The sequence below is a fragment of the Phyllobacterium sp. 21LDTY02-6 genome, from assembly GCF_023554255.2.
Lineage (GTDB): Bacteria > Pseudomonadota > Alphaproteobacteria > Rhizobiales > Rhizobiaceae > Phyllobacterium.
Genome location: NZ_JAMJWD020000001.1, coordinates 1,158,495 through 1,175,470, shown reverse-complemented (window position 1 = coordinate 1,175,470; position 16,976 = coordinate 1,158,495). Strand labels below are relative to the sequence as shown.

At 60.0% G+C, this 16,976-nt stretch carries 16 protein-coding genes; 10 read left to right on the top strand and 6 right to left on the bottom strand.

Annotation, left to right across the window (positions count from 1 at the left end):
* The first annotated feature begins 3 nt into the window (after positions 1-3).
* A complete protein-coding gene (locus M8997_RS05665; RefSeq protein ID WP_250018694.1) occupies positions 4-798 on the top strand; it encodes an ATP12 family chaperone protein in 795 nt (264 codons plus the stop codon).
* An 86-nt stretch (positions 799-884) separates the two neighbouring features.
* Here M8997_RS05665 and glnA read toward each other — a convergent pair whose 3' ends face one another.
* The 4 genes from glnA to uvrA all read right to left on the bottom strand — a co-directional run bounded on the left by glnA (position 885) and on the right by uvrA (position 6,661).
* On the bottom strand, positions 885-2,294 hold the full coding sequence (gene glnA, locus M8997_RS05660) for a type I glutamate--ammonia ligase (RefSeq protein WP_250018695.1): 1,410 nt from the start codon (positions 2,292-2,294) through the stop codon (positions 885-887).
* A 62-nt stretch (positions 2,295-2,356) separates the two neighbouring features.
* Positions 2,357-2,695, bottom strand: coding sequence for a P-II family nitrogen regulator (locus M8997_RS05655; RefSeq protein WP_008123000.1), 339 nt, complete (start codon positions 2,693-2,695; stop codon positions 2,357-2,359).
* A gap of 218 nt (positions 2,696-2,913) precedes the next feature.
* Complete coding sequence (locus tag M8997_RS05650; protein ID WP_256473154.1) at positions 2,914-3,717, bottom strand: DUF72 domain-containing protein; 804 nt, start codon at positions 3,715-3,717, stop codon at positions 2,914-2,916.
* Between the two features lie 22 nt (positions 3,718-3,739).
* Positions 3,740-6,661 (bottom strand): excinuclease ABC subunit UvrA, encoded by a 2,922-nt coding sequence (gene uvrA / locus M8997_RS05645; protein ID WP_250018696.1) that lies wholly within the window; start codon positions 6,659-6,661, stop codon positions 3,740-3,742.
* On the opposite strand from uvrA, the gene M8997_RS05640 reads away from it, so the two are divergent.
* The 3 genes from M8997_RS05640 (at position 6,636) to M8997_RS05630 (ending at position 9,072) form a co-directional block, all read left to right on the top strand.
* Positions 6,636-6,989, top strand: a complete 354-nt coding sequence (locus M8997_RS05640; protein ID WP_250018697.1) for a hypothetical protein — start codon at positions 6,636-6,638, stop codon at positions 6,987-6,989. The two genes, uvrA and M8997_RS05640, sit on opposite strands and share 26 nt — an antisense overlap.
* Before the next feature lie 77 nt (positions 6,990-7,066).
* On the top strand, positions 7,067-7,570 hold the full coding sequence (locus M8997_RS05635) for a single-stranded DNA-binding protein (protein WP_250018698.1): 504 nt from the start codon (positions 7,067-7,069) through the stop codon (positions 7,568-7,570).
* A 218-nt stretch (positions 7,571-7,788) separates the two neighbouring features.
* Positions 7,789-9,072, top strand: a complete 1,284-nt coding sequence (locus M8997_RS05630) for an NAD(P)/FAD-dependent oxidoreductase (protein ID WP_250018699.1) — start codon at positions 7,789-7,791, stop codon at positions 9,070-9,072.
* Between the two features lie 17 nt (positions 9,073-9,089).
* Here M8997_RS05630 and M8997_RS05625 read toward each other — a convergent pair whose 3' ends face one another.
* Entirely contained in the window at positions 9,090-9,719 is a 630-nt protein-coding gene (locus M8997_RS05625) for a MarC family protein (RefSeq protein ID WP_250018700.1), read from the bottom strand.
* Between the two features lie 252 nt (positions 9,720-9,971).
* Between M8997_RS05625 and gyrA the strand changes: the two genes are divergently transcribed.
* Positions 9,972-12,755 (top strand): DNA gyrase subunit A, encoded by a 2,784-nt coding sequence (gyrA, locus tag M8997_RS05620; protein ID WP_267228569.1) that lies wholly within the window; start codon positions 9,972-9,974, stop codon positions 12,753-12,755.
* Positions 12,756-12,769: 14 nt separating this feature from the next.
* Here the strand turns inward: gyrA and M8997_RS05615 are convergent, their stop codons facing one another.
* Positions 12,770-12,907 carry a hypothetical protein gene (locus M8997_RS05615; protein WP_250018701.1) on the bottom strand — a complete coding sequence of 46 codons (138 nt, stop codon included), beginning with the start codon at positions 12,905-12,907 and terminating at the stop codon, positions 12,770-12,772.
* 199 nt (positions 12,908-13,106) lie between these two features.
* Between M8997_RS05615 and coaD the strand changes: the two genes are divergently transcribed.
* The 5 genes from coaD to tgt are packed head-to-tail and all read left to right on the top strand — an operon-like array spanning position 13,107 to position 16,965.
* Entirely contained in the window at positions 13,107-13,601 is a 495-nt protein-coding gene (gene coaD, locus M8997_RS05610) for a pantetheine-phosphate adenylyltransferase (protein WP_250018702.1), read from the top strand.
* A gap of 15 nt (positions 13,602-13,616) precedes the next feature.
* Positions 13,617-14,201 (top strand): peptidylprolyl isomerase, encoded by a 585-nt coding sequence (locus M8997_RS05605; RefSeq protein ID WP_250018703.1) that lies wholly within the window; start codon positions 13,617-13,619, stop codon positions 14,199-14,201.
* Between the two features lie 24 nt (positions 14,202-14,225).
* Complete coding sequence (locus M8997_RS05600; RefSeq protein WP_250018704.1) at positions 14,226-14,738, top strand: peptidylprolyl isomerase; 513 nt, start codon at positions 14,226-14,228, stop codon at positions 14,736-14,738.
* 17 nt (positions 14,739-14,755) lie between these two features.
* Complete coding sequence (gene queA, locus M8997_RS05595) at positions 14,756-15,835, top strand: tRNA preQ1(34) S-adenosylmethionine ribosyltransferase-isomerase QueA (protein ID WP_250018705.1); 1,080 nt, start codon at positions 14,756-14,758, stop codon at positions 15,833-15,835.
* On the top strand, positions 15,832-16,965 hold the full coding sequence (gene tgt, locus M8997_RS05590; RefSeq protein WP_250018706.1) for a tRNA guanosine(34) transglycosylase Tgt: 1,134 nt from the start codon (positions 15,832-15,834) through the stop codon (positions 16,963-16,965). The genes queA and tgt overlap by 4 nt, the downstream gene beginning before the upstream one ends.
* Positions 16,966-16,976: the final 11 nt, after the last annotated feature.

Here is a 16,976-nt window from a genome sequence, read left to right as displayed (position 1 = left end):
GACATGCGTGATGAATTGTTCAAAATTGATGCCGGGGCGGAGTTGTCGCACGAGGATCCGGTGCGGCGCGCCCAGATCGCGTCGAAACTGCCCTTGCCGAAGCGTTTCTACACCACGGCGGCTGTCGCCGAGCGGGACGGGACCTATGTGGTCGAGCTCGACGGGCGCGGCGTGAAGACTCCGGCGCGCCAGATATTGGCGCTTCCGACCCATGCGGCAGCCGCGCTGATCGCGGATGAGTTCTCGGCCCAGGAAAAGGAAATCGATCCTGCCCGCATGCCGGCGACGCGCCTCGCCAATACGGCCATCGACGGCATTGCCCACGATCCGCAGGCGGTTCTCGAGGACATTCTGCGTTTCGCCTCGTCCGACATGCTTTGCTACCGCGCCGATGCTCCGGAACGTCTGGTCCAGCGCCAGACCGAGCTTTGGGACCCGCTTATCGACTGGGCCGCACGCACATTGGGCGCGCGCTTCGTCCTGGCGGAAGGTGTGATGCATGTGGAACAGCCGCGCGAAACGCTGGGCGCCATCAATGCGCATCTTTCATCTTTCTCGGACCCGTTTGCCATAGCCGCCTTGCACACCATGACCACGCTCACAGGATCGGCGATATTGGCGCTGGCTGTGGCCAGGGGTGAGGTGACGAGCGAAGAAGCATGGAAACTCGCCCATCTCGACGAGGACTGGACCGCGGAACAATGGGGCGAGGATGCCGAAGCGATGGCTCGCCGCGCAAACCGCCAGCTCGAAATGACTGCGGCGGTGAAGATGCTTCAGGCCGTATCGCACGAATAGAGAAAAGCCGCCGCCGGTTCGGCAGCGGCTCGATATCGCGACAAAAGAAAACCCCGGCCTCTGTTCAGACGCCGGGGTTCTTTTTGTTAGACCGAATAGTACATGTCGTATTCGACCGGGTGCGGCGTCATTTCGAAACGCATCACTTCCGCCATCTTCAATTCGATGAAGGCGTCGATCTGGTCGTCGTCGAACACACCGCCGGCCTTGAGGAAGCCGCGGTCCTTGTCGAGGCTCTGGAGCGCCTCGCGCAGCGAGCCGCAAACGGTCGGGATCTTCTTGAGCTCCTTCGCCGGCAGGTCGTAGAGATCCTTGTCCATCGGCTGGCCGGGATGGATCTTGTTCTTGATACCGTCCAGTCCGGCCATCAGCATCGCGGCAAAGCCGAGATAGGGGTTGGCCGTCGGATCTGGGAAGCGGATTTCGACGCGCTTCGACTTCGGCGAAGAACCGAACGGAATGCGGCACGAAGCCGAACGGTTGCGCGCCGAATAGGCGAGCAGAACCGGAGCTTCATAGCCCGGGACCAGCCGCTTGTACGAATTGGTCGAAGGATTGGTGAAGGCATTGATCGCCTTGGCATGCTTGATGATGCCGCCGATGAAGAACAGGCAGTTCTCGGAAAGACCGGCATATTCATTGCCGGCGAAGGTCGGCTTGCCTTCCTTCCAGATCGACATGTGCACATGCATGCCCGAGCCATTGTCGCCGAAAATCGGCTTCGGCATGAAGGTTGCCGTCTTGCCATAGGCATTCGCCACCTGATGCACGACATATTTGTAGATGAGCATCTTGTCGGCATTGCGCGTCAGGGCGTCGAACTTGATGCCGAGTTCGTGCTGTGCCGCAGCCACTTCGTGATGGTGCTTCTCGACCCGAACACCCATTTCCGACAGGACCGTCAGCATTTCCGAGCGCATGTCCTGGCAGGAATCGACCGGCGGAACCGGGAAATAGCCCCCCTTCACCCGCGGGCGATGGCCAAGATTGCCCGTCTCGTAATCCGTATCGTCATTGGACGGCAGTTCGGTCGAATCGAGTTTGAAGCCGGTATTGTACGGATCGGCCTTGTACTTCACGTCGTCGAATACGAAGAATTCGGCTTCCGGGCCAACGAAGATCGTATCGCCGATGCCTTCGGCCTTCATGTAGGCCTCGGCCTTCTTGGCGGTGCCGCGCGGATCGCGATTGTAGGATTCGCCCGAAATCGGATCGAGAATATCGCAAAGGATGACCATGGTGGACTGCGCGAAGAACGGGTCCATGTGGACCGTATCCATGTCGGGCATCAGCACCATGTCGGACTCGTTGATGGCCTTCCAGCCTGCGATTGACGAGCCATCGAACATGACGCCGTCGGCAAACATGTCCTCATCGACTTCAGCGACATCCATTGTCACATGCTGCAACTTGCCCTTGGGGTCTGTGAACCGCAGGTCGAGGAATTTTACGTCATTGTCCTTGATCTGCTTGAGAATGTCATTTGCAGTCGTCATGTCTTTTTTTCCTATTCCCTATTTAGTGCCGAATTATTGCCCACGCCTGGTGCAGCCATCGATCAGATGGCGTCGATGCCCGACTCGCCGGTACGGATACGCACCACTTCCTCGATGTTCGATACGAAGATTTTTCCATCGCCGATGCGTCCTGTCTGTGCCGCCTTGCGGATCGCTTCGATAGCCGCCTCGACGGATTCGTCGCCAAGTACGATCTCGACCTTCACCTTGGGGAGGAAGTCGACGACATATTCGGCGCCGCGATAAAGCTCCGTGTGCCCCTTCTGACGGCCGAAGCCCTTGGCTTCAGTCACGGTTATTCCCTGAAGCCCAACTTCCTGGAGTGCTTCTTTCACCTCGTCCAGCTTGAACGGCTTGATGATGGCTTCGATCTTCTTCATCAGAGATTGGTCTCCCTAAATATCTGCCCGGACCTTGCGCCCGCTTGCCATGGTAAAAGCATGAAGCATGCCAATCGACCCCTCGCGGCATCTTTTTTCTAAATTCGACCAATTGCCTAGAAAAATGCCTGTGTTGCGGCCGTTCACGCGGCGAACGGCCACACGGTCGATCAAATGATGATTATTTTATAGGCGACACGCCCAATAAATAGGCGGAATTAATCGCGGACGCGTTCCGCCAGTGCCTGTGCCGCCTGCGGTGCCCGAACCTTGCCCTCGTGGATGAAGTAAACGAATACGTCCCGCGCGACCTTTTTCGCCGCATCGTCCGGCGCCGCCAGTGGCAGGTCTTCGGGCGCATCGCCCTCGGCCCATTCTTTCGCACGGCGCGCCCATTGGTCGAGTGCATCGCTGGAATAGGCCGTCGGTATGTCGTCAACGCCCTTCTGCAGACGCGCATAGACGAAATCCGACGTGATATCGGCTATTTCGGGATAATCGAAATGTTCGGCATAGACGATGGCGATATTCCTGCTGCGGGCGAGCGCAACAAAAGCCGGATCGATGAATGACGGATGACGGACTTCCACCGCATGGCGCAGGGGAATTCCAGCCTCCTTATCTGGCAGCAGGTCCAGGAACGCGCCGAAATCTTCGGCATCGAATTTCTTCGTCGGCGCGAATTGCCAGACAAGCGGTCCAAGCCGGTCACCCAACTCCGATATCCCGGATTTTATGAAGCGATCGAGCGACTCGCCGGCTTCCGCCAAAACGCGGCGATTGGTGACGAAACGATTGCCTTTGACGGAGAAAACGAAGCCATTCGGCACATCGCTCGCCCATTTTGCGAAGGTGGCGGGCTTTTGCGTCCCATAATAGGTGCTGTTGATCTCGATGGTCTGCAGGTGCTGGCCGGCATAGGCCAGCTCTTTCGCCTTGGACAGTCCTTCCGGATAGAAGGTGCCCCGCCACGGCTCGAACGTCCAGCCGCCAATGCCGGTCCTTATGCTTCCCCTCGCCATGATCTCCTCCCCGGAAAAAAGTCTATTCGGCAGCGGCCTGCGAGCGATGGCCCGGCCGGCGCCGCAGCAATTCCTTCAGGAACTGACCGGTATAGGACCGCTCGACCTCGACAATATCTTCGGGACGCCCGACCGCGACGATCTCACCGCCGCCGTCACCACCCTCCGGGCCAAGATCGATGACCCAGTCAGCGGTCTTTATCACTTCGAGATTGTGCTCGATCACCACGACCGTATTGCCCTGGTCCACGAGCTCGTGCAGGACCTCCAGCAATTTGGCGACATCGTGAAAATGGAGCCCGGTCGTCGGTTCGTCGAGAATATAGAGCGTCCGCCCGGTCGCCTTGCGCGACAATTCCTTGGCAAGCTTGATACGCTGCGCTTCGCCGCCGGAAAGCGTATTTGCCTGCTGGCCGATATGGATATAGCCGAGACCGACCTTTGCCAACGTCTGCAGCTTGTCGCGCACGGCAGGCACGGCAGAGAAAAACTCCGCGCCTTCCTCAACCGTCATATCAAGAACATCGGCTATCGACTTGCCTTTGAACAAGACTTCCAGCGTTTCGCGATTGTAGCGTTTGCCGTGGCAGACGTCGCAGGTCACATAGACGTCGGGCAGGAAGTGCATTTCGATCTTGATCACGCCATCGCCCTGGCAAGCCTCGCAGCGCCCGCCCTTGACGTTGAACGAGAACCGTCCCGGCTGATAGCCACGCGCCTTGGCTTCGGGCAGGCCCGCGAACCAGTCGCGGATCGGCGTGAATGCCCCCGTATAGGTGGCGGGGTTGGAGCGCGGAGTCCGTCCGATCGGCGATTGATCGATATCGATGACCTTGTCGAGGAATTCGAGCCCGTCGATCCGGTCATGTTCGGCCGGGTGCTCGCGCGAGCCCATGATGCGGCGGGAGGCGGACTTGAACAGGGTCTCGATGAGAAAGGTCGATTTGCCGCCGCCCGAGACACCCGTTACCGCCGTGAATGTGCCAAGCGGGATTTCCGCCGAGACGTTCTTCAGATTATTGCCGCGCGCGCCGACGACCTTGATGCGCTTCTTGTCGATCTTTCGCCGCTGCGCCGGCACCGCCACCTCGATTTCGCCGGAAAGGTACTTACCCGTCAACGACTTCGGATGGGCCATCACGTCCCCAGGCGTGCCCTGGGCAATGATCTCGCCGCCATGAATGCCGGCGGCGGGACCGATATCGACCACATAATCCGCGGTGAGGATCGCATCCTCGTCATGCTCCACCACAATGACCGTGTTGCCAAGGTCACGCAGGTGGCGCAGCGTCTTCAACAATTGCTCATTGTCACGCTGGTGCAGGCCGATCGATGGTTCATCAAGCACATAGAGTACGCCGGTAAGGCCCGAGCCGATCTGCGATGCAAGCCGGATGCGCTGGCTCTCGCCGCCCGACAACGTGCCGGAATTGCGCGACAGCGCCAGATAGTCGAGGCCGACATCGTTCAGGAAGCGCAGCCGCTCCCGGATTTCCTTCAGGATGCGCGCCGCGATCTCCCTTTGCTTGTCGTTGAAGCTCTGGTCGATGTCGCGGAACCACGCATCGGCATGGCGAATGGATTTCTCGGTGATCTCGCCGATATGCAGGCCGCCGATCTTCACCGCCAGCGCCTCCGGCTTCAGCCTGTAACCCTTGCAGGCCGGGCAGGGCGTTCCGGACATGAACCGCTCGATCTCTTCCCTCGACCATGCCGAATCCGTTTCCTTCCAGCGCCTTTCCAGATTGGGAATGACGCCCTCGAAGGATTTCGTCGTGCGGTAGGAACGCAAACCATCATCATAGGCGAACTGGATTTCGCGGCTTCCGGTACCGTAGAGGATGACATTGCGCGCTTCTTCGCCGAGATCGTTCCAGCGATCGCTGAGCTTGAAATCATAGACATCACCCAAAGCCTGCAATGTCTGGCTGTAATAGGGCGAGGTAGAGCGCGCCCAAGGTGCAATCGCGCCATTCTTCAGCGTCAGGCTCTCATCCGGCACGATCATTGTCGGATCGATTGCCTTCTGCGTGCCAAGGCCATCGCAGGTGGGGCAGGCGCCAAAGGGATTGTTGAACGAAAACAGCCGCGGCTCGATCTCGGAAATGGTAAAGCCGGAGACCGGGCAGGCGAATTTCTCCGAGAACATCAGGCGCTCATGCGTCTCGTTCTTGGATTTGTTGGCGGAATCGCTCGATGTTTCTTCGGCCGGCAGCGGCTTGTCGGCAAATTCCGCGACCGCGATCCCGTCGGCAAGCTTCAGACATGTCTCGAGACTGTCGGCAAGACGGGCGGAAATGTCCGGGCGCACCACGATCCGGTCGACGACCACGTCGATGTCGTGCTTGTACTTCTTGTCAAGCGCCGGAACATCGGCCATCTCGTAGAACGTGCCATCAACCTTGACGCGCTGGAAGCCGCGCTTCTGCAGATCGGCAAGTTCCTTGCGATATTCGCCTTTTCTGCCGCGCACGATCGGCGCGAGAATGAAAAGGCGCGTGCCTTCTTCCTGCTCGAGCACCCGGTCGACCATCTGGCTGACCGTCTGGCTTTCGATAGGCTTGCCCGTGGCCGGGGAATAGGGAATGCCGACGCGCGCGAACAGCAGGCGGAGATAATCATATATCTCGGTGACCGTGCCGACCGTGGAGCGCGGGTTGCGGCTGGTCGTCTTCTGCTCGATCGATATGGCGGGCGAAAGCCCGTCGATCTGGTCGACATCCGGCTTCTGCATCATCTCGAGGAACTGGCGCGCATAGGCCGAGAGACTCTCGACGTAGCGCCGCTGCCCTTCGGCGTAGATCGTGTCGAACGCGAGCGATGACTTGCCCGATCCGGACAGGCCGGTCATGACGATCAGCTTGTCGCGCGGCAGGTCGAGATCAATGTTCTTCAGATTGTGCTCGCGGGCACCGCGGATGGATATGAATTTCTGGTCGCTCATGGTTCGCCTCTGGAGGGCACGCTTTCGATTAGGGGAAACGACGCCGGCCGCCGACGCATTGCCTCTATTTAGTGAGTTTTCGCTGTTTTACGAGGCCGGCGCTGCGGGTCCGGCGGCTCGTACCTTAGTCATGTTGACATTCTTAGAGCAAGTGATAGAACAAATAAAGAACAAATATCAATCGGTCAATTTGGCGGCAATTTTCGTTTTATCGGTGCATTGGAGGAGTTTAGCCGAGAATTACGGCACCAACACTCCTGACAAATCTGGCAGGAGCATTGATCCTGACATCAGTTGGCGGCAGTTGCCCGATCAGACTTGTGGATAGAGCAATCAAATTGACCGCTCCTGTGCCGCGTTCTGTATGATGGCAAAAATTTTAAAGCGAATTCGTGGAGTTTCACTATGGCAGGCAGTGTCAACAAGGTCATTCTGGTAGGCAATCTCGGCGCTGATCCGGAAGTCCGGCGCCTGGGATCGGGGGATCCGGTCGTCAACCTCCGCATCGCGACTTCGGAAACCTGGCGTGACAAGAACTCCGGCGAGCGCAAGGAGAAGACCGAGTGGCACAGCGTCGTGATCTTCAACGACAATCTTGCCAAGGTTGCCGAGCAATACCTGAAGAAGGGCATGAAGGTCTATCTGGAAGGCGCGCTCCAGACGCGCAAATGGCAGGACCAGACCGGCAATGACCGCTATACGACGGAAGTCGTGTTGCAGAAATTCCGCGGCGAATTGCAGATGCTGGATTCGCGCGGCGAAGGTGCCGGTGGCGGACGCTCCTTCGAACAGGGCCGCGGCGGTCAGGTTGCCGACGATCGCAGTTCCGATTTCGGCCGTTCGAATTCCTCGTCGAGCAGCAGCGGGGGAAATTTCTCCCGTGACCTCGACGATGAAATCCCTTTCTGATCGGCGCCATGGCTCCGAACCGTCTAAGCTCGACGCCGCACTTGTTGCGGCGTTGATGTTTTTGAGCGCCGTTTGTCCGCCGATCTCTGCGGCCTGAACGCCAATTCGACGCGGCCGAATTCCACGGTTTCTATCTGCCACACCTCGGCGTTGCGTGCATCATCGGCCGCGATGTGGTCTGATGCGTCGCAGGGCATGGTTCGGTACGGAGGTTTGGCATGACGAGACTGGAGACATCTGCAGGCCACAAGCATCGGCTTGTCATCGTCGGAGGTGGTTTTGGCGGGCTCGAAACCGTCTACAGGCTTCGCGGCGTGGATCTCGACATCACGGTCATCGACCAGCGCAATCATCATCTGTTTCAGCCGCTGCTCTATCAGGTCGCCACGTCCACATTGGCGACTTCCGAGATTGCCTGGCCCATCCGCCATCTGCTGCGCCGCTTCGCCAATGTAAAGACCCTGCTCGGGACCGTGACCGGCGTCGATCCGGCCGCCCATACGCTCGGCATTCTCGATGGCGAGCCGGTGCCCTATGATACGCTCGTGCTGGCTACGGGCGCCCGCCATGCCTATTTCGGTCACGACGATTGGGAGCCGTTTGCGCCGGGATTGAAGACGCTCGAAGACGCAACCTTGATCCGCAGGCGTATCCTGACGGCCTTCGAAAAGGCGGAACTGGAGCCTGATCCGGCGATCCGCGAACAATATCTGAACTTCGTCATCATTGGCGGCGGACCGACCGGAGTGGAAATCGCCGGCACGATCGCCGATCTGGCACGCGACACGCTCAAGGGCGATTTCCGCAATATCGATCCCACCAAGGCCCGCGTGATCCTGATCGAGGGCGGGCCGCGGCTGCTCGGTGCCTTCAGCGAGGAACTGTCCGACTATGCCAGGCGCGCATTGGAGCGGCTGGGCGTGACCGTCCATTTCGGACAGCCTGTCACGGACTGCCGCCAGGACGGGGTTTCATTCGGTGGCCAGGTCCTGCACGCCCGCACCATCCTGTGGGCGGCGGGCGTTCAGGCTTCGCCCGCGGCCAAATGGCTGGGTGTCGAGGCGGACAGGGCAGGGCGCGCCATCGTCAATGGCGACCTGACCGCGCCGGGCCATCCGGATATCTTCATCATCGGCGACACCGCATCGGTGAAGAGCGGCGACAAGCCGGTGCCGGGCATAGCGCCCGCCGCCAAGCAGCAGGGCGCCCATGTCGCGAATACCATAAAGGCGCGTCTTGCGGGCGACGAGACGCCGCGGCCATTCCAGTACAGGCATGCCGGCGATCTGGCCACGATCGGCAAGCGGGCGGCGGTGATCCAGCTCGGCAAGCTGAAGATCAAGGGATATGTCGCCTGGTGGATATGGGGGCTCGCGCACATCTATTTTCTCATCGGCTTGCGCAACCGGTTGGCGGTGGCGCTGAGCTGGCTGTGGATATCGCTGACCGGCGTGCGCAGCGCGCGGCTGATCACGCAGAAGGATGCGCACGAGGACGCCTGAACCGGAGCCTTGGAGCGCTATCCCTGCACGAGCGTCCTGATGCCATCGGCGACGAATTGCACCGCGAGCGCGGCAAGGATGACGCCGAGGAGGCGCGTGAGAATGGAGCGGCCCGTCTCGCCGAGAAACCTGTCCACGCGCTCGGCCAGGAAGAACACCAGATAGGCGGACGCGATGCAGACTAGTATGATGGCGATCAGGGCAAGGCGCGATGCCGGCCCCGACATGGTTCCGGCCAGCAATATCGTCGCCGAAATGGCGCCGGGACCGGCGATCAGCGGTATGGCAAGCGGGAATGCCGCAATATTGCGGATATGATCCTTGGTAATCGCCACTTCTGCGCTCTTTTCCTTGCGGTCCTGGCGCTTCTCGAAAATCATCTCGAACGCAATCCAGAAGAGCAGCAGCCCGCCGGCGATGCGGAACGCCCCGAGGGTGATGCCGAACAGCGCGAGAATCTGGGCTCCGGCAAGAGCGAAGACCGTGAGCACGACGAACGCCGTCAGGCTCGCCCTGAGCGCCACCTGGCTGCGCTCCTTCCGGTTCATGCCGCCGGTAAGCGCCAGGAAAAGCGGTGCCAGCCCCGGCGGATCGATCGTCACCATCAGGGTTACCAGCGCATTCAGGATTGTGTCGTAGAATGCCACGATTTAGCTTTTCTTTTCTCTTAAGCGCTCCGCCAGGCGGGCGTTTGCCCCGCCTGAACCTAGCCGATTTGCCCCCGCGCGTCGACAAAAGCGGATTTCTGCACGGTAAGTTTTTCGACATATGAGAAACAATGCTATATGCCTTTGATTCAAAAGGATTTTCAACTGTGCATTAACGGCCGCCAAGTTGGCAATTGGGGCGGAAAGCCGCTATAAGTTCTAGATTGATTCTATTTGGAAGATGAGTGCCTCGTGTCAGATTTAACTCCACCTAGCGGTTCCGACGACGACAAGGGCGGACCCGGCTCCGGAATTGAAGCGATTTCCATCATCGAGGAAATGCAGCGGTCCTATCTCGACTATGCCATGAGCGTTATCGTGAGCCGCGCGCTGCCGGATGTCCGCGATGGTTTGAAGCCCGTGCATCGCCGCATTCTCCATGCGATGAATGAAATGGGCCTCGCCTGGAACAGATCCTATCGCAAGTCCGCGGGTGTCGTCGGTGAAGTGATGGGTAAATACCATCCGCATGGCGACGCCTCCATCTATGATGCGCTCGTGCGCATGGCGCAGGACTGGTCCCTGCGTGATCCCCTGGTCGATGGCCAGGGCAATTTCGGCTCCATCGATGGCGATTCTCCTGCGGCCATGCGGTATACCGAGTGCCGCCTGCAGAAGGTAACGGAATCGCTGCTTGCCGACATCGACAAGGAAACGGTCGATTTCCAGGACAATTATGACGGCCGCGAGCAGGAGCCGACGGTTCTTCCGGCCAGGTTTCCCAATCTGCTCGTCAATGGTTCGGGCGGCATCGCCGTCGGCATGGCGACGAATGTGCCGCCGCACAATCTGGCGGAAGTCATCAATGGCTGCGTGGCGCTGATCGACAAGCCGTCGATCGATCTTTCGGAGATCATGGAATATATACCCGGCCCGGATTTTCCGACGGGTGGCATTGTTCTTGGGCGCTCGGGCATTCATTCCGCCTATAGTACCGGTCGCGGTTCGATCCTCATGCGCGGCAAGGTTTCGATAGAGACCATGCGCGGCGACCGCGAAGCCATCGTCATCACCGAAGTGCCTTACCAGGTCAACAAGGCGACGATGATCGAGAAAATGGCCGATCTTGTCCGTGAAAAGCGGATCGAAGGCATTTCCGACATCAGGGACGAGTCGGACCGCGATGGCTACCGCGTCGTCGTCGAACTAAAGCGCGACGCCGTTGCCGATGTCATCGTCAACCAGCTCTATCGCTTCACCCCGCTGCAATCCTCCTTCGGCGCCAATATGGTGGCGCTGAATGGCGGCAAGCCGGGCCTCCTCAATCTTCTCGACATATTGCGGGCCTTCGTCAGTTTCCGCGAGGAAGTGGTCAGCAGGCGCACCAAGTTCCTGCTGCGCAAGGCGCGCGACCGCGCCCATGTCCTCGTTGGACTTGCGATAGCTGTCGCCAATATCGACGAGGTCATCGCGCTCATCCGCCGCGCGCCGGATCCTTCCACGGCGAGGGACCAGTTGATGGAGCGGCGCTGGCCGGCCAACGACATTGCGCCGCTGATCACGCTCATTGCCGATCCGCGCCACACGCTGAACGAGGACAATACCTACAACCTTTCGGAAGAGCAGGCCCGGGCGATCCTCGATCTGCGGTTGCAGCGCCTGACGGCTCTCGGCCGCGACGAAATTGCCGACGAATTGAACAAGATCGGCGTCGAAATCGCCGACTACCTCGACATTCTGGCCTCGCGCAGCCGCATCATGAGCATCGTCAAGGATGAGCTTATCGCCATTCGCGACGAGTTCGGCACGCCGCGCCGGACCGAGCTTGCCGAAGGCGGCGCCGATATGGACGATGAGGATCTCATCGCCCGCGAAGACATGGTGGTGACCGTCAGCCATGCCGGCTACATCAAGCGCGTGCCGCTGGCGACCTATCGCGCCCAGCGCCGCGGCGGCAAGGGCCGCTCGGCGGTTTCCATGAAGGACGAGGATTTCGTCACGCGGCTTTTCGTAGCCAATACGCACACGCCGATCCTGTTCTTCTCGTCCCGCGGTATCGTCTACAAGGAGAAGGTGTGGCGCCTGCCGATCGGCACGCCGCAATCGCGCGGCAAGGCACTCATCAACATGCTCCCGCTCGAACAGGGCGAGCGTATCACGACGATCATGCCGCTGCCCGAGGACGAGGCAAGCTGGGCCAATCTCGACGTGATGTTCGCCACGACCCGCGGCACCGTCCGGCGCAACAAGCTTTCCGACTTCGTGCAGGTCAACCGCAATGGCAAGATCGCGATGAAGCTCGAGGAGGAGGGCGACGAGATCCTCAGCGTCGATACATGCGACGAGTTCGACGATGTGCTGCTGACGGCCGCCGGCGGCCAGTGCATCCGCTTCCCGGTCACGGATGTCCGCGTGTTTGCGGGCCGCAATTCGATCGGCGTGCGCGGCATCTCGCTCGCACCGGGCGACAAGATCATCTCCATGGCTATCCTGGCTCACGTCGAAGCGAGCCCCGCTGAACGTTCCGCCTATCTCAGGCTGGCGGCAGCCGAGCGCCGGGCGCAGGGCGCCGACGATGTCGAGGAGATCGCACTGGTTGGCGAGGAGGCGACCGATGTCGCCGAACTTTCGCCCACCCGCTATGCGGAGCTGCGCGATCGCGAAGAGACCGTGCTGACGGTCAGCGAGTTCGGCTATGGCAAGCGCTCTTCGTCCTATGAATTCCGCGTTTCGGGACGTGGCGGCAAGGGCATCAGGGCGACGGATACGTCGAAAACCGACGAGATCGGCAAGCTGATCGCACTGTTCCCGATCCGAGCGTCGGATCAGATCATGCTCGTGTCCGATCAGGGCCAGCTGATCCGGGTGCCCGTCAACGGCATCCGCATCGCCGGCAGGTCAACCAAGGGCGTGACGATCTTCAATACTGCACAGGATGAAAGAGTGGTATCCGTCGAACGCATCTCGGAATCCGAGAGCGAAGAAGACGGAGAGGAGAACGGCGACGGAGCGGAAGCGCCCATCGTGACCGAATAGGTCAGGCGCCGAACTCAGTTTGGCATCTGTCTGTAGATACCGAAGCGGGAGGTCTGATTCTGGGCTTTCCGCTTCCGGTTTTCTTCCACGAGCATGATGATGGCCGAAACCATCATCGCAACCATCATACCGATGCTCAATAAAATAACCATTGATCCGTCCTTCGAATTGCTTTCGGCAGTCCAATAAGCAACGCGGAAATCGCCGATTGGTTCATATTTAGCTTCTGGCGCTTGAACTTCAGCTGACGACGCCGTTCATCTCCGGTTCATCTGGCGCTCCCCGCTCCATGCCCCTCGATGGCCCTCCATGGCCATTGAAAGCTTGGGCCAAAGCGGCTACTAAGCCCGAATGACGACAGCGATCTACGCAGGATCATTCGATCCGATAACCAATGGACATATGGATGTTCTGCACGGCTCGTTGCGGCTTGCGCGCAAGGTGCTGGTCGCTATCGGCGTCCATCCCGGCAAGACGCCACTGTTTTCGTTCGACGAGCGGGTCGATCTGATCCAGCGGGTGGCGAACGATTCTTTCGGCGAGGACGGCAAGCGGATCAAGGTCATAGCATTCGATGGGCTCGTGATCGATGCGGCGCGCGCCCATGGCGCCGTGCTTCTCGTTCGCGGTCTCCGCGATGGCACGGATCTGGACTACGAGATGCAGATGGCCGGAATGAACGGCAAGATGGCGCCGGAGCTGCAGACGGTGTTTCTTCCGGCCGATCCCGCGGTTCGCACGATTACCGCCACATTGGTTCGACAGATTGCGGCGATGGGCGGCGATATCAGTCATTTTGTGCCGCCGCTCGTTGCCGAGGCCCTCAAGGCAAAGTTCAATCACTGATTTGGAGAGACATTGATGTCCTTTATTCGCACAGCGCTTCTGGTTGCTGCCGTATCGTCCATTTCCCTCGCATCCGCCGGATGGAGCAGGGCGGACGACGCCAACACCATGACCATCAAGCTCAAGGATGGCGATGTGAAGGTCGAACTCCTGCCGAAGCTCGCTCCAAAGCATGTGGAACAGATCAAGGCGCTGGCAAAGGAAGGGGCCTATGACAATGTGGTCTTCCACCGCGTCATTCCCGGCTTCATGGCCCAGACCGGCGATGTTCAATATGGCAACACCGAAAAGGGCTTCAATGCGAGCGCGGCCGGCACCGGTGGCTCGACCCGGCCGGACATTCCTGCCGAGTTTTCGGATGAGCCTTTCGTGCGCGGCGTCGTCGGCATGGCGCGGTCGCAGAATCCGAATTCGGCCAATTCCCAGTTCTTCATCATGTTCACCGAATATCCTTCGCTGAACGGCCAGTATACGGTCGTCGGCAAGGTGACGAGCGGCATGGAATATGTCGACAAGATCAAGAAAGGCTCCGAGGCCAACAATGGAGCTGTCGAAAACCCCGACAAGATGATCAAGGTCACCGTCGGATCGACCAAGTAATAATCTAACAGGAGATTGCACGATATGGCTTACAAGGACCCCGAAAACACGATCCTTCTCGAAACGACAAAGGGAAGCGTCGTCATCGAGCTCTACCCGGATCTCGCACCCGGTCACGTTGCGCGGATCAAGGAGCTCGCACGGGATGGCGCCTATGATGGCGTCGTATTCCACAGGGTCATCGATGGCTTCATGGCGCAGACCGGCGACGTGAAGTTCGGCAAGCAGGGTGGAGCCTCGTTCAACCCGGCACGGGCAGGCATGGGCGGATCGGACCTTCCCGACCTGAAGGCCGAATTCTCCAACGCCAACCACGGACGCGGCGCCTGCTCCATGGCGCGGTCGCAGAACCCGAACTCGGCCAATTCGCAGTTCTTCATCTGCTTCGACGATGCCGGCTTTCTGAACCGCCAGTACACGGTCTGGGGCCAGGTGATCGAAGGCATGGACAATGTCGACAAGATCAAGCGCGGCGAGCCGGTGCAGGATCCTGATTCCATCGTTTCGATGCGCGTCGCTGCCGACGCCGCCGAATAGGGCTCGCCAACCCAGCAATGCGCGTTGATCTTTTCGATTTCAAACTGCCGGAAGAGAACATCGCCCTTCGACCCGCAGAGCCGCGCGACACAGCGCGGCTTCTGCTTGTCAGGGACGGCGAAGCTGCGTTCGAAGAAGATATTGTAAGAAACCTTGCCGAGCACCTGCGGCCCGGAGACGCGATTGTCTTCAATAATACCAAGGTCATACCAGCTCAGCTTGAAGGGTTGCGTGAGCGCGACGGTTCACGGGCGCAGATAAGTGCCACTCTGCATATGCGTACCGGCCCCGACCGATGGAAGGCATTTCTGCGGCCCGCCAAACGCATCAGGGCCGGAGAGCGGATCGATTTCGGCCATGGCAACAATATGTGCCTGCTGGGATCGCTGCAGGCGACAGTCGAAGAAAAAGGCGACGCGGGCGAGGCGTTGCTCGTCTTCGATGTCAGCGGCGCTGCGCTGGACGAGGCCATTGCGGCTGTCGGACACATCCCGCTGCCGCCCTATATCGCCTCCAAGCGATCGGATGACGAGCGCGACAGGCAAGATTATCAGACAGTCTATGCCAGCGAGGAAGGCGCCGTCGCGGCGCCAACGGCCGGGCTTCACTTCACGCCGGAACTGCTGGCCGGTCTGGCCGCGCGCGGGATCGAAGAGCATTTCGTCACCCTGCATGTCGGCGCCGGCACCTTCCTGCCGGTAAAGGCGGATGACACGGCCGACCACAAGATGCACTCGGAGTGGGGCAGCGTCGATGCGGCGACGGCGCAAGCGCTCAACGATGTGAAGGCGCGGGGAGGCCGTATCGTCGCTGTCGGAACGACGTCGTTGCGGCTGCTGGAAAGCGCGACCGATCCCGGCGGCGTCATTCAGCCCTGGACCGGGGCGACCGACATTTTCATCACGCCCGGATATTGCTTCCGGGCAGTGGACATGCTGCTGACGAATTTCCACTTGCCGCGGTCGACGCTGTTCATGCTGGTTTCGGCCTTCAGCGGCCGCGAACGCATGCAGGCGGCCTATCGTCACGCAATCAAAAACGGCTTTCGCTTCTATTCCTATGGCGATGCAAGCCTGTTATGGCGATCACCATCATGAGCAGCGAAACATTCGAATTCAAGATCACCACGACAGATGACAAGGCGCGGCGCGGGGAAATAACCATGCCGCGCGGGGCGATCCGTACCCCCGCCTTCATGCCCGTCGGCACAGCCGCCACCGTAAAGGCCATGTATATGGACCAGGTGCGCGACCTCGGTTCCGATATCATCCTGGGTAATACCTACCATCTCATGCTGAGGCCCGGCGCGGAGCGCGTGGCAAAGCTCGGCGGCCTGCACCAATTCTCGCGCTGGAGCGGCCCGATCCTGACGGATTCCGGCGGATTCCAGGTCATGTCGCTGGCGCAGCTCAGGAAGCTCTCCGAACAGGGCGTGACATTCCGCTCCCATATTGACGGGCGACCTTACGAGATGAGCCCCGAGCGCTCCATCGAAATTCAGGGGCTCCTCGGTTCCGATATCCAGATGCAGCTCGACGAATGTGTCGCGCTGCCGTCGACGCCAAACGATATCCAGCGGGCGATGGAGCTTTCGCTGCGTTGGGCCGAGCGGTGCAAGACCGCCTTCGGCGACCAGCCGGGCAAGGCCATGTTCGGTATCGTCCAGGGCGGCGATGTCGCCGATCTGCGTGTCCGCTCCGCCCAGGCGCTGCGCGAAATGAACCTGAAGGGTTATGCCGTCGGCGGCCTGGCCGTGGGCGAGCCGCAGGATGTGATGCTGGAAATGCTGGACGCGACCTGTCCCGAATTGCCGGCCGACCGGCCGCGCTATCTGATGGGCGTAGGAACGCCGGACGATATTCTGAAATCCGTGGCGCGCGGCATCGATATGTTCGACTGCGTGATGCCCACGCGTGCCGGCCGTCATGGCCTGGCATTTACCCGCCGCGGCAAGGTCAATCTCCGCAATGCCCGCCACGCCGAGGATCCGCGTCCGCTGGACGAGGAATCGACCTGCCCGGCCGCCCGCGACTATAGCCGCGCCTATCTGCATCATCTGGTGAAATCAGGCGAGGCGCTGGGTGGAATGCTGCTCACCTGGAACAATCTTTCATATTATCAGCAATTGATGCAGGGCATTCGCAGCTCTATCGAAGCACGCCGCTTTGCAGCGTTTGCCGCCGAGACGCAGCAGTCCTGGCTGGAAGGCGACCTGTCGCCAGTCTGATCGCCTGGCTA